12 protein-coding genes are annotated in these 13,229 nt (G+C 55.8%); 5 read left to right on the top strand and 7 right to left on the bottom strand.

All coding sequences use genetic code 11. The annotated features are described in order from the left end of the window. Positions 1 to 440 precede the first annotated feature (440 nt). From LEP6406_RS27385 to LEP6406_RS0209985, 3 genes are all read right to left on the bottom strand, one after another. Positions 441 to 1,202: an alpha/beta fold hydrolase gene (locus LEP6406_RS27385; RefSeq protein WP_008319159.1), complete on the bottom strand. Its 762-nt coding sequence runs from the start codon at positions 1,200 to 1,202 to the stop codon at positions 441 to 443. A 154-nt stretch (positions 1,203 to 1,356) separates the two neighbouring features. Further along, on the bottom strand, positions 1,357 to 1,869 hold the full coding sequence (gene fldA / locus LEP6406_RS0209990) for a flavodoxin FldA (protein WP_008319158.1): 513 nt from the start codon (positions 1,867 to 1,869) through the stop codon (positions 1,357 to 1,359). Between the two features lie 387 nt (positions 1,870 to 2,256). Continuing rightward, positions 2,257 to 2,712 carry a Fur family transcriptional regulator gene (locus LEP6406_RS0209985; protein ID WP_008319157.1) on the bottom strand — a complete coding sequence of 152 codons (456 nt, stop codon included), beginning with the start codon at positions 2,710 to 2,712 and terminating at the stop codon, positions 2,257 to 2,259. Positions 2,713 to 2,895: 183 nt separating this feature from the next. Between LEP6406_RS0209985 and priA the strand changes: the two genes are divergently transcribed. Next, positions 2,896 to 5,622: a primosomal protein N' gene (gene priA, locus LEP6406_RS0209980; RefSeq protein WP_008319156.1), complete on the top strand. Its 2,727-nt coding sequence runs from the start codon at positions 2,896 to 2,898 to the stop codon at positions 5,620 to 5,622. Positions 5,623 to 5,654: 32 nt separating this feature from the next. Here the strand turns inward: priA and LEP6406_RS0209975 are convergent, their stop codons facing one another. Beyond that, positions 5,655 to 6,227, bottom strand: coding sequence for a thylakoid membrane photosystem I accumulation factor (locus LEP6406_RS0209975; RefSeq protein ID WP_051463657.1), 573 nt, complete (start codon positions 6,225 to 6,227; stop codon positions 5,655 to 5,657). Positions 6,228 to 6,441: 214 nt separating this feature from the next. Then, entirely contained in the window at positions 6,442 to 7,062 is a 621-nt protein-coding gene (locus tag LEP6406_RS0209970) for a hypothetical protein (RefSeq protein ID WP_008319151.1), read from the bottom strand. A 128-nt stretch (positions 7,063 to 7,190) separates the two neighbouring features. Between LEP6406_RS0209970 and ychF the strand changes: the two genes are divergently transcribed. From ychF to LEP6406_RS27380, 3 genes are all read left to right on the top strand, one after another. Then, entirely contained in the window at positions 7,191 to 8,282 is a 1,092-nt protein-coding gene (ychF, locus tag LEP6406_RS0209965; RefSeq protein ID WP_008319149.1) for a redox-regulated ATPase YchF, read from the top strand. A gap of 286 nt (positions 8,283 to 8,568) precedes the next feature. Further along, the gene (psbA, locus tag LEP6406_RS0209960; RefSeq protein WP_027269015.1) at positions 8,569 to 9,630 is read left to right on the top strand and encodes a photosystem II q(b) protein; all 1,062 of its coding nucleotides are present in this window, start codon (positions 8,569 to 8,571) and stop codon (positions 9,628 to 9,630) included. Positions 9,631 to 10,121: 491 nt separating this feature from the next. After that, complete coding sequence (locus LEP6406_RS27380) at positions 10,122 to 11,015, top strand: XDD3 family exosortase-dependent surface protein (protein ID WP_008315429.1); 894 nt, start codon at positions 10,122 to 10,124, stop codon at positions 11,013 to 11,015. A 269-nt stretch (positions 11,016 to 11,284) separates the two neighbouring features. Here LEP6406_RS27380 and LEP6406_RS0209950 read toward each other — a convergent pair whose 3' ends face one another. After that, a complete protein-coding gene (locus tag LEP6406_RS0209950; RefSeq protein ID WP_008315396.1) occupies positions 11,285 to 11,482 on the bottom strand; it encodes a hypothetical protein in 198 nt (65 codons plus the stop codon). 23 nt (positions 11,483 to 11,505) lie between these two features. After that, positions 11,506 to 12,090, bottom strand: a complete 585-nt coding sequence (locus LEP6406_RS0209945) for a rhomboid family intramembrane serine protease (protein ID WP_008315397.1) — start codon at positions 12,088 to 12,090, stop codon at positions 11,506 to 11,508. A 112-nt stretch (positions 12,091 to 12,202) separates the two neighbouring features. On the opposite strand from LEP6406_RS0209945, the gene LEP6406_RS0209940 reads away from it, so the two are divergent. Continuing rightward, positions 12,203 to 12,808: a DUF4126 domain-containing protein gene (locus LEP6406_RS0209940; protein ID WP_008315398.1), complete on the top strand. Its 606-nt coding sequence runs from the start codon at positions 12,203 to 12,205 to the stop codon at positions 12,806 to 12,808. Positions 12,809 to 13,229: the final 421 nt, after the last annotated feature.

Here is a 13,229-nt window from a genome sequence, read left to right as displayed (position 1 = left end):
TGGGGTGATGGGGTGATGGGGTATTGGGGTGATGGGGTGATGGGGTAAATCCCGTAGGGGCGGGTTTAGCTCGTGTCTACGGGGAAATCCCAAATGGGAGGCTCAAAACCCGCCCTGTTGTAGCGGGTAATTCAGGATGGGAGGCTCAAAACCCGCCCTGTTGTTGCCGGGTGATAGGTTTTGGGGTGATGGGGTGGCAGGAATTTTGAGTTTTGAATTTTGAATTAAATTTTCCGTAGGGGCAATCCCTTGCTTGCCCTGTTCGCGTAGCGGCTCCGGAGGAGCAACTAGCCGTAGGGTGGTTGCTCTTGTTGCCGAGTGACCCGTGATGGGATGTGAGGGTGCGGTAGGGGCGCGGTTTCCGCGCCCAATGCAGAATGCCGCCGTAGGGTGGTTGCCTGGTGGACGGGTGCTGATATTGGGAAATTCGGGATGGGGGTTCAAAATTCCCTTGGCCTTGAGGTAGCTGAAATAACCGTGGGCCGGATGGGACTGGATAGTGGTGGGGACTCTAGGCTCCGCCAGTAGGCGTGGATCGTTTCTGCCACCTGCTGAGGATATTCGTAGTGAAAGAAATGTCTACCTTCGAGGCAAGTCCAATGGTGATCGCGGGGCTTCAGTAGATATTGCCATTGCAGTTGGGCATTGGGGTCTAGGACCGTATCCCGGCCTCCATGGCAGATCAGCAGAGGGGGGACAATGGCTTCGACTGTCAGTAAGGTATGGCTGACCAGAGAATGAGGAGTGAGGCTATAGTCCAAATCCTGTTGAAGCAAGGCTACCAGTGCCGTGGTCATGGCGTTACCTTGGGGGCCAAAGAGAGTCTGGATCATCTGGGCCAAGATCATGTCTCGGGAGCAGGGCAGCAGATTTCTTAGGGCGTAGTAGTGGGTGTGCCAACTGATGGCGGGGTTGGCCCCTACAGAAAGGAGGGTGAGCGATCGCACTCTTTCGGGGTGTTTTTGGGCGTAGAGCAGTCCTACTACGCCGCTAATGCCATGCCCGAGGAGATGGACTGGGCGATGATGCTGTTTCAGAAAATCATGGAGGAGCACTATCGCTGTTTCCAGGCAGCAAGGTTCGTCTGGGGTTTGATGGTATTCCCAATGGTGCAGACTACCTTGACGGGTGAGATGACGAATCAGGCGTTGGTCAAAGCGATCCAAGCTGGGGCTCACGGAGAGCCAAAGGGCATTGAGCATGGGGTTTGGGGTGAATGGAGGGAATGGTAGAGAGAAGAGAGCGATATAAATTTTGAATTGAGTTTGTGGATGGAAGAGGAAAGCCCGCGATTCATAGACACACTGCATCATTTGGTTTCCCGTTCGCGGGCCGGAAAATCTGTTGTGGTAGACCCTAAAGCCCGAGGGCAGGTTTGACTTGGGCTACCCAGGTCTGTATACGTTCTGAGGTCTTCTCAGGCTCGTTGTCTTCATCAAGGGCAAGGCCGCAGAACTTGCCATCTCGGACTGCGCGAGACTCATTAAAGTCGTAGCCTGTTAGGGGCCAGTAGCCTATGGTTTTAGCTCCGAGGCTGGAGATTTTCTCTTCTAGGAGACCAATGGCGTCCATAAAGTTGTCGGCATAACCAACCTGATCGCCTGTGCCAAAGTAGGCCACGGTTTTACCCTCAAAGCCCACCTCATCTAGATCATCAAAAACGCCTTCCCAGTCACTCTGGAGATCACCAATGTTCCAGGTAGGGCAGCCGATAAGCAGGTAGTCGTACTCGGCGAGCTGCTGGACCTCTACGTCGGCAATATCGTAGAGGTCCACAACAGCTTCACCACCCAGGGCTGATTGAATTTGCTCGGCTACATCTGCGGTCTTGCTAGATGTGGAGCCGTAAAATAAGCCGATTTTAGCCATAACGTTTCCTTGAAATTGAGAGGTACAGGGCTGGGGTTAACCAGCGTTCAGGGGACGGAGGGTTACCCAGTCGGCAATACCCCCCTTGCTAATTGAGAAGAAGATTCAACAAGCCTTGGGTTCAGTATATCCGGCCTTGAGCTTAATGCAATAAATTCCCATTAAGAATCAGGGAATAAAATCTCATATTTTTGGAATAGGCTTGCAACTAAAGGGTTACAGCACTTTCTGGGCGTATTCCGTTTGCGGGCACCACGTCCCCATGCACCACAAATTGGAGGTCTATGACCGAGGTTTGGGATCAGATCTGAAAGCAGGATGGATCTGGTGCGCTCTGGGTAAGTTCGCTGGATGGCACATCACATCGAGCGCTGGGTGCGATGTCCTCTAAAGGACTGGTTTTTGAACATCGCAGTTGGGGCAGATGCCATAAAGGGTGAGTTGGCAGTCCAGGATGTAGTACCCGACAGACTTGGCCTGCTTCTCCCCTACCTGATCCACTTGGTCTTCCGAAAATTCTAGGGTCTGGTTGCAGTAGACACAGACCAGATGGTGGTGATGGTCGCGCAGGGGGCGATTGAGTTCGTAGTGCTTGTGCCCTTCCGCCAGTTCCAACTCCCTCAACATGCCCATGTACACCATGAGGTGAATGGTGCGGTAGACGGTGGAGAGGCCAATGCGCTCCCCGGTTTGGGTTAGGGCTGAATGGAGATCCTCTGCACTCAGGTGGCGACCCTGGGGCAAAGTGCAAAAAATATCTAGAATCTTTTGGCGCTGCGGCGTGAGGCGATAGCCATGGGCGTTGAGTTCGGCCCTCAAGTCAGCATTGGGATACGAGGCCATGGGAAATTTTTTCTTAGTTGGGATACATTTTCATTTAGCTGGGGCCATAAGTCAACTAGCAAGCCTAAGGTTATCGTCATTTAGGGCTCAAGAATTAAAGAGAACTATTACTGATAGGACTGGTCCAGGGTCAGGAAGTGGGTGGGGAGTGGGTGGGCTCGTTAAACTAAGGGGCGGTTTTGTGTGTACGGGGGAAGGAAAATCACGACTGCGGAGACCACCATCACGACGGAGACGGCCCCTCGCTGGATTGAAGTCCTAGTGGACTGTCCTGGGGTGCAGGGGCTCTATACCTATGGCGTTCCACCGGATCTGTCCATTGCGGCGGGGGATATTCTCAGTGTGCCCTTTGGACATCAGCAGGTGGGCGCGATCGCAATTCGGACAGTAGCGGAGGTGTCTGCCGATCTAGCCCACCGTGAGGTAAAGGCGGTGGGGGCGGTGATCAGCCCCGGCGTATTTTCTCCCACCTATTGGCAGTTACTGGAAACTGTTGCGGACTATTATCAAACACCCCTGATGCAGGTGATTCGCACGGCACTGCCACCGGGACTGCTAGCGCGATCGCAGCGGCGTGTCCGCTTGACCGGCACTGTTTCCGTTGCCGATCTAGAGAATCCCCTGGCTGAGGCTAGGGAGAACCTGCCCCCAGCAGCCCTAGCGGTGCTGACGCAGCTCCAGCGATCCCCCAGTGGCGATTACACCTGGCAATACCTGTGTCAGCAGATCCCCGGTGCCGCCCGAGGCATTCACCACCTGACCCAGCGGGGTTGGGTGGAGAGTTATCTAGCCCTACCCCAACCGCCCCGGCCTAAACGGCGTCAGGCCGTGACCGTGGTGGCGGGAATGTCGGGGATTGAAGACCTAACTCCGCGCCAGCAAGAAGTGCTGCGATTGCTCCAGCGGCGGGGTGGGGATTTTTGGTTGCAAGAGGCACTGCAATATTGCCGTACCACCAGTGCTACATTGCGATCGCTGGCGGCCAAGGGCTACCTGAATTTAGAAGAACGGGAGGTACTGCGCCAGCCCCAGCAACCGGACTTAGCTAGTGATCGGCCCAAAGCTCTCACGAAGCATCAGCAAACGGCCCTGGCAGGACTCAGCCAGTTGGGGGGCGGTGAGGTGGCCCTGCTCCATGGGGTGACAGGCTCAGGGAAAACTGAGGTGTATTTGCAAGCGATCGCACCTCGATTGGTAGCGGGGCAATCCGCCTTGGTGCTAGTGCCGGAGATTGGCCTGACGCCGCAACTCACCGATCGCTTTCGTCAACGGTTTGGGGAACGGGTGTGTGTGTACCATAGCGGCCTGTCGGAGGGGGAGCGCTATGACGCTTGGCGACAGATGCTTAGTGGCGATCCCCAGGTGGTGATTGGGACGCGATCGGCGGTGTTTGCCCCCCTGCCCTGCCTAGGCATGGTGATTTTGGATGAAGAGCACGATTCCAGCTTTAAGCAGGATCAGCCTGCCCCCTGTTATCACGCCCGCACCGTGGCCTACTGGCGGGCAAAATTGGACGCCTGTCCCCTGGTTTTGGGCTCCGCTACCCCTTCTTTGGAAAGTTGGGTGGCGGTTCAGCCATCGGAGATGGGGATGCCGAGGGGGGAGAATAAGGGCAGGGAGGACGATGTTCACCGTGGGACTGCACCAGAATGGGTGGGCAGTGCCCACCCTACGATTCCTGCTATGGGTGGGGAGAAGGGCACGGTGGGCGGTGCCCACCCTACGGGTGGGGAAAAGGGCATGGAAATGGTGGGCACGGCCCACCCTACGGATCTCCACTATCTCTGTTTGCCTGAACGGATCCACGCTCGCCCTATGCCCCCGATTACGGTGGTGGATATGCGTCAGGAACTCCAGGCGGGAAATCGGTCTATCTTTAGTCGCACCCTGCGCAGGGCTCTGGAAACCCTAGAAGGCTCGGGAGAGCAGGGCATTCTGTTCATTCATCGGCGGGGCCACAGTAGCTTTGTCTCTTGTCGGGCCTGTGGCCATGTGATGATGTGTCCTCACTGCGATGTATCCCTGTCTCACCATTTGCCCTATGCGGACGGCACCTCTACCCTGCGCTGCCACTACTGCGGCTATGGGCAGAGCCAGCCGCCCCTATGCCCTGCCTGTGGTTCCCCCTATCTGAAGCATTTTGGCAGCGGTACCCAGCGGGTGGAGCAGGCGTTGCAGGCAGAGTTTCCGGGGCTGCGGCCTCTGCGGTTTGACAGCGACACGACGCGGACGAAGGGATCTCACCGGGCGCTGCTGACCCGCTTTGCCCAGGGGGAGGCAGATCTGCTAGTGGGGACGCAAATGCTCACCAAGGGTATTGACCTGCCCCAGGTAACGTTGGTGGGTATTGTCGCCGCTGATGGGTTGCTTTACATGGCAGACTATCGGGCCAGTGAGCGGGCCTTCCAAGTCTTGACCCAGGTGGCGGGGCGGGCGGGGCGGGGGGAGCAACCGGGGCAGGTGATTTTGCAGACCTATACTCCAGAGCATCCGGTAATTGGGGCGGTGCAGCGTCAGTCGGTGACGGCGTTCATTGAAACGGAGTTGGCCCAGCGGCGGGCGCTCTCCTATCCTCCCCTGGGACGGTTGGTGCTATTGCGGATCACGAGTCCCGATCCGGTCCTGGTGGAAAAAACTGCGGATCAGTTGGCGGCGCTGCTTCGACCCCAACTGTCACCAGAATGGTCCCTTTTGGGTCCGGCCCCGGCTCCGATTTTACGGGTGGCGCGGCGCTACCGCTGGCACCTATTGCTCAAAGGTGCAATGGCCCCAAAGGGCCGGTCTAGCCCCTTGGGGGCGGCTACGTCAATGACCATCGCAGCTCCCCTACCAGACTTGACGGGTTTGGGCCAGCATTGTCCCACCAGCGTCAGTCTCACGATAGATATCGATCCCCTCAACTTGGGGTAGGGGTAGCCCTGACCGGGAGGCAATCCGCAGAATCAGCGCATTTCCACCAGTTCGCTATTGACTTCGTTGATGGGGCGGCGGCGGAGTTCTTCCGACTGCGATCGCGGTAACAGATCAAAGATCTCCCGCATGACATCGTCAATCGCCTCATAGCTGACCTGACCCGCCTCATTCAAGCGCACAGTACCGTCCCCGTCTAGCACCACCGTTTGGGGTACAACACCCTGGAAGTAATAGCCCGCCTCCGTGGGCTCATAGTCTTTCTGCACCGGAATCGCATCCGCCATCAGGGGAATAAAGTTCACAACCCGGCCATAGGGAGCCTGGAGCTGGGAAATCACCGAGGAAAATCGCTTGCAGTCGGCGCTATCGTCCACATAAAACACCAGCAGCGTTGGCCTCCCCTCCCGTATGGATTGGGACAGGGCAATCCGGGGCGGTACCAGGGAGCCATTGCCCGCATAGAGGGCGAAAATGTTGCCATCGTAGTGATCGTCCTCCAGCCCTGCTAGGGCTGGACTGCCGAGGCCCAGCCAGCCGATGCAAAGGATCAGGGCGATCGCGGCCCATCCCAACCAATGCCGCCAACGCAGTTGTTTCATCATCTCCAAGGATTGCAGGGGGTTTCTACTCTATTAGGCCACATTACGTCACACCTGTACCCCGACGATGCTCTTGGCGGTTAACGAGGGAACGAAAAAAGCAGTGTTGCCAATGAAAGCTTAAGCGTAGGGTGGGCATCGCCCACCGTTGATCAAGATCCCGCCCAAAAATTCATCCACGATCAAGATCCCGCCCAAAAATTCATCCACCTGGCGATTAACTGCCTGAGGTTTCCCGAAAACTTTCGGTAATGGTTTGCAGTTCCGTCCTGGAAAAACTGTACTGGTCCGGCGTAGACCAGGCCACAATCTGGTAATAGCGATTCTCCGTCAGCACCGTCGTGTGAAGATAGACGACCTGCGTCCCCGCCTGAACCTGGCCCCGGATCTCATGCTGGGTGGCGAAATTGTCCCCCACAAAGGCCACATCAGTGGCATCTCCCCCCTCAAAGGCTTGCAGGTTACGGATCAGAATATTGCGGTAGGTTTCGGCATTCTCCCTCAGGCCAAAGCGCTGAAGCGCACGCTCATCTTCTGCCAACACAATGATATAGAGGTTGTTAGTTGGGTCTGAAGCCTGAAGCTCTGCCGAATTGTGCAGACGCTCATCTTCTTGCCAAGAGGCAGGAAGGGTGATCTGAATCCCCGCCGTCTCATTCACCAAAATGTTGCCGTCATCGGTGGTATTGAGGGACTGGGTGCCGATGCGCTCGCTATTTTCTGCCTGGGAATTGCCAGGGCGCAGTCCGAGGGCTTGAAGCAAGCCATTACAACCCGACAGGCCCACCGTCACTGCCATCAATAGCCCAATTGTGCCGACCTTGCCCATCCTATTCATGCCCCATCCTTGAGAACTGACACCAAAGGATAGCACCGGACTCCGACTACCGTTTACTCCACAGCTCTCCTATGCTGGAAAAGGTCTAGGCCAGGTTTATCCTCAAATTTTTTACCCGTGCGATCGCTATGCTCAGAGCCGGAATTGTTGGGCTACCTAACGTCGGAAAATCCACCCTCTTCAACGCCGTGGTGGCCAATGCCAAAGCCCAGGCAGCAAATTTTCCCTTCTGTACCATTGAGCCCAACGTGGGGATAGTGGCGGTTCCTGATCCGCGCCTAGGGGTCTTGGCCCAGATTTCCGACTCCAGTGAGATCGTCCCGGCCCGCGTCGAGTTTGTAGACATTGCTGGACTGGTGCAGGGTGCCAGTCAGGGAGAAGGATTGGGCAACCAGTTCCTCGCTAATATTCGGGAAGTGGACGCCATTGTCCATGTGGTGCGCTGCTTCGAGAATGAAGACATTATCCATGTGGCAGGTTCTATCGACCCGGCGCGGGATGCGGAAATCATCAATCTAGAACTGGCCCTGTCGGATCTGGCTCAGTTGGAAAAGCGCCTCGATCGTGCCCGCAAGCAAGCCAAGAAGGATAAGGAGATCCAGGCAGAGGTGGAGGCGATTGAAAAACTACTACCCGCTTTGAACGAAGGCCAATCCGCCCGCCAAATTTCCCTCACCCTAGAGGAGGAACTGCTGATCAAACCCCTGGGGCTCCTCACCCGCAAGCCTGTCATCTACGCCGCCAACGTCAGCGAAGATGACCTCGCCACAGGCAACGCTTGGGTGGAAAAGGTGCGTGCGATCGCAGCCACTGAACAGGCCCAAGTCGTCATTGTCTCCGCCCAAGTCGAGGCCGAATTGGTGGACCTCTCCCAGGAGGAGCGTACTGACTTCCTAGAGTCCCTGGGCGTCGAAGAAGGGGGCCTCCAGTCCCTCATCCGCGCCACCTATGAGCTCCTGGGACTACGCACCTACTTCACCACCGGCCCCAAGGAAACCCGCGCCTGGACCATCACGGCTGGCATGGTCGCCCCCCAAGCTGCCGGAGTCATCCACACCGACTTCGAGCGCGGCTTCATCCGCGCCGAAACCATCGCCTACTCAGATCTCGTCACCTTCGGCTCCATGGGGGCTGCCAAGGAAAAGGGGCTGGTACGCAGTGAGGGCAAGGAGTACGTTGTCCAAGAAGGGGATGTGATGCTCTTCCGTTTCAACGTGTAGACCCAAGAGGACGGTCGCCATGAGCGGCGGTATTCCATTCCGACGCAGGGTAGCAGCAGTGCGATCGATTAAGACTGGGGTATAGCGGGGGATTCGCCCGAATCTGACTGCGCAGAGATGATGTGTATAAGCGGCAGGCCAGAGCGGGGGGAAGGATCAGGAAAATGTGAACAATGCTTTACAATCCGCAACAGTTTAGTTAATATTTAGACATACATAACCCATCCGCCCAGCCCCTTGGGGTCAGGCAACCGTTAGTTCAAGTAACCGCACTACTTTTTTAATCATGACCACAACCCTGCAACAACAACAGAGCGCTTCCCTGTGGGAGCAGTTCTGTCAGTGGGTGACCAGCACCGAAAACCGCCTATACATTGGCTGGTTCGGCGTGTTGATGATCCCCACCCTGCTCGCTGCCACCACCTGCTTCGTCATCGCCTTCATCGCGGCTCCCCCCGTAGACATCGATGGCATCCGTGAGCCCGTCGCCGGGTCCCTGATGTATGGCAACAACATCATCTCCGGAGCTGTTGTTCCCTCCTCCAACGCCATTGGCCTGCACTTCTACCCCATCTGGGAAGCTGCCTCCCTAGATGAGTGGCTGTACAACGGTGGCCCCTACCAGTTCGTCATCTTCCACTTCCTCATCGGCGTCTTCTGCTACATGGGTCGTGAATGGGAACTGAGCTACCGCCTAGGAATGCGCCCCTGGATCTGCGTCGCCTACTCTGCTCCCGTAGCAGCGGCTTCCGCAGTGTTCCTGATCTATCCCTTGGGTCAAGGCTCCTTCTCCGACGGTATGCCCCTGGGTATCTCCGGCACCTTCAACTTCATGTTGGTGTTCCAAGCAGAGCACAACATTCTGATGCACCCCTTCCACATGTTGGGTGTAGCGGGTGTATTCGGTGGTTCCCTATTCTCCGCCATGCACGGTTCCTTGGTGACCTCCAGCCTAGTGCGTGAGACCACCGAAACCGAATCTCAGAACTACGGCTACAAGTTTGGCCAAGAAGAAGAGACCTACAACATCGTTGCCGCCCATGGCTACTTCGGTCGTTTGATCTTCCAATACGCCAGCTTCAACAACAGCCGTTCCTTGCACTTCTTCTTAGGTGCATGGCCCGTCATCGGCATCTGGTTCACCTCCTTGGGTATCAGCACCATGGCGTTCAACCTGAACGGGTTCAACTTCAACCAGTCTGTCCTCGACTCTCAGGGTCGTGTGATTGGCACCTGGGCTGACGTAATCAACCGCGCCAACCTGGGGATGGAAGTGATGCACGAGCGCAATGCTCACAACTTCCCTCTGGACCTAGCTGCGGCTCAGGCTCCTGAACTCATCGGCTAGGGGTTGTGGACAATCGAAGCCAGATTCCTGGTTATGGGCCGGTTAGAGCCCCTAGTTTGATTCAGTAGGGCGGGCGTGGTCATGTCTAAGCTGCAAAGATTTCCTCCTTAATTTTCCACACGCCCTAGTCTCTGACTCAGTCCATGACTTAAAAAGCGCCCCCTCGGGGGCGCTTTTTTTTCGTTGAGAGAGTTTTCTGGACCCCAACACCTTCACAATACCCCGGTGATGTGTAAGGGTTTGATGAAATCTGAGGTATTGAAATTTACATGGATGGGAACGATTGATAACGTAGGTTCAGGTGCAACTCCTTTGGTACTGCAAGCATTGAGACGCGAAAAAAGTACGTAGCCCCACGTAAGTATACGCAGTCATTCCCATGATGCCGGTGTCCTTACGAGGCACCATAGTCCCGCAGTTCAAAGTCAACCCATACGTTTCTTGTGGTTCTCAGTAACTACCTTTCGCCTCAATTCATAGGAGCAACATCCATGCGATTTCTGACCCAGACTGCCCTACTCGCTACGGGCTTGACCCTTACAGCCCTCAGCCTAGGTGTCGCCCCTGGTCACGCCCAAACCGCCGAAGGTTGGGACTATGCCATTGACTCCTTCACTGATGGTCATGACAGCAATGGCAAAGTGGGGGCACAAAGCCGCTTCGAATTTTATGCTATGGCCATTCAGGCTACGGCAGATAGCGTGTTTGTCGCGATCAACTCCAACCTCAACCCCATCTCAGGGGCTACGGACAGTCGAGCCAGCAATGGCGTGATTAAGTATGGAGATTTTTTCTTCAACTTCACGGGGGATAACCTCACCGCTGCCAATGGGGATCTCTTTGCCGTCAAGTTTGTCGAAAACAGCGACTCTGGCGTAACCCAGTTGGGGCTCTATGGCAACGTGACGGGTAAGAACGTGGCTGGGCAAAATGCTGGCTTCGACCACTTGAACCACCATCAAAACGCGGTCATAAAGGCAGGTGGGAGTGCTAATATGGCTGACCTCGGTCAAACCGACGCTTACTTTGGCGATGGGGTTAATAAAAAGCATACGTTGGTGAACTCTATTGCCTCAGGCGACTTCCTGGGGGGAATCAATCTACTGGATGCGGCGGCGCTATCTACCCTGAACTTTGGTAGTTTTGGTGCTGTCGGTACCCATACCTTTGGCTTCAGCTTCGACCGTAACCTCCTACCTGATGGCGACTTCATCGCCCATATCTTGGCTGAATGCATCAACGATGGCATGGCCTTTGTCGGCAAGCTTCCTCCCCGTGTGGAAATTCCTGAGGATCCCGAGAGCGTACCTGAGCCTGCATCGGCGCTGGGGCTGCTGGCGCTGGGAGGATTAGCGATCGCAACCCGCCGTCAACGCATCGCCTAATTGTTTCAGATGGATTCTTGAGAGAATCACTGACAACCAGCTTCCTGAAAGTCTCAGGAAGCTGGTTTTTTCTTGCCTATCTTGCCTAGCCTAATCCAGTGGATGACGTGGACTCCGCCACGAAAGCCCGTTGGGAGGCTCTGCCCTGGTCTATTCACCAGAGATAAGGCTGTGCTCTACAGGGGTATCAACGTAAGCCGAGACAATATTGGTTCCGAGGAATTCAGGAGTCAGGAGTCAGAATCCAGTAATCTCCTAGATTCTGGCTCCTAACTCCTAACTCCTCCCCAAGAGATTTGTCCCGCTTTGAGTTGATGCTCCTCTACAGCGGCGAGGGCTAGGTTTAGGGCAATGGCAATCTGCTCTGGGGTGAGACCCATTTGGTGCAGAGGTGCGATCGCATCCAAGCGCGCTTGTCGTTCCTCTTCTGTCTGGGCCTGGGCTACCTGCCCTTGAATCCGTAGCACAGGTAATTGGGCAGGAGGTTCTGTTAGGGAGTGATGGAGCGCTTAGCGATTAGTCGAGCCGCTAGAACACCGCCCACAAAGCCAAAGAGGTGTCCTTCCCAGGAGACGCCAGGTTGGTTGGGGAAGATGCCCCATACCAAGCTGCCATAGAACATCAGGACGACCAAGGAAAGTGCGATCGCGCTAATGCTGCGCTCAAACCAGCCCCGCATTAGCAAGAAACCCAGGTAGCCAAATATCACCCCACTAGCCCCCACATGGACCGAGCCCGGAGCGCCAATCAGCCAGGTGCCAAGGCCACTCACCCCCATGGCCACCAGGGATACGATCAAGAAATCCCCAACTTCTTGCAGCAGGATCAACCATCCCAGAGTAACGAGGGGAATGGTATTGGCCATTAGATGGCCAAAATTGCCATGGAGAAAAGGGGCAAACACAATCCCCCGCAGCCCGATTCCCGCACGGGGCATGATGCCATAGCGAGCCAAGCCGCCATTAAAAATCAAGTCATTGACAATCTGAATGCCCCACAGCAGGGCTACCAGGGTGCCTAAAATCCAAGCGTGGGATTTGAGTTCTTGCTGCCAGGAAGATTTGGGTGAAGACATCGCCTAAGGTGGAATTATGAAGTAGGGCATCTCAGCAGCAAAGGGAATTTTTCCCCTCTACAATCAGAATCAACTGCTCTCTTCATAACAACACAGTCCGCCTGATTTGATCGTGATTATCACAGAGCTGCTGGCGATTTTGTCTATCTCGGCGGCTAGTGGGTTTCGTTTAGCCCTACCGCTGCTGTTAATTGGGCTTTTGTCTGGAGATCGACTCTGGTCCAACGTCCCTCTTCTATCTCACATATCGCCCCGAGTAGTACTGGGGGTATTAGTGGGCTGGACAGTGATGGAGTTGATGTTATCGAAGGAGCGTCCTCTGCGGCGGCTCTTCCCCACGGTACAACTGCTCTTTAGTCCCTTTGTCGGGGCGATTACCGGCATTGCCCTGGCCCGCACTATGGACCTAGAGGGGGGGCTGATCGTCTGGGTTGTGGGAATCTTGGGGGGACTGCTGGCCTTGGTCATGCAGCTTGTGCAGCTCGGTTGGTTCTATCGTGTGCGGACCCCGCCCTTATGGATCATTTTTCTGCAAGACTTTCTCTGTATTTGTCTCGTCCTATTTGCCTTTGATGCCCCCCGACAGGGGGGGGTGATTGCCCTGTTACTGTTGTGGCTGGCCCTACGCACTTCCAGCATGTGGCGGCGCTGGTATCTAGAGCAAGTGCCGCCCGCCCAGCGGCGATCGCCCCGACGCTTCAAGCAGGATCCCGATTAGGGCGTGTGGACAATGTGCTCACCCCAGCGGGGTTAGGGACGTGCGTCTATGCGTCTAAATAAAGTACCGGAACCGTTGAGCACTGGTAGGGTGCATAGCGCTAAGGCGCGGCTTCGCCCACGCGAAGCAATGCACCAATAGGCAAGGTGGCAATTGGTACCTTATTTTCTTGCGAGTCCCTTAGTGGGAAGCTGCCTTGCAATACTAGGGTGGCTTTACAGGAGAATTCACACCTCCTGAGCAACCTGCTGAATAAAGGTGACAATGCGGGCAGCGCCAGCCCCGTCACATTTTTGCCACTATTCAGGTGCATATAGTTAGGGCTAGTAGCATTTCCTCCAAACCCATGCAACAAGGATCTTTTTGCCCATTTGGGCTCGGCACCAGTGTGAGCCTGGGCCTATGGCTCACACTGGCCTGC

Source organism: Leptolyngbya sp. PCC 6406 (assembly GCF_000332095.2).
In the GTDB taxonomy this organism is placed as follows: domain Bacteria; phylum Cyanobacteriota; class Cyanobacteriia; order Phormidesmidales; family Phormidesmidaceae; genus PCC-6406.
This window is presented reverse-complemented; position numbering and strand designations above follow the sequence as displayed.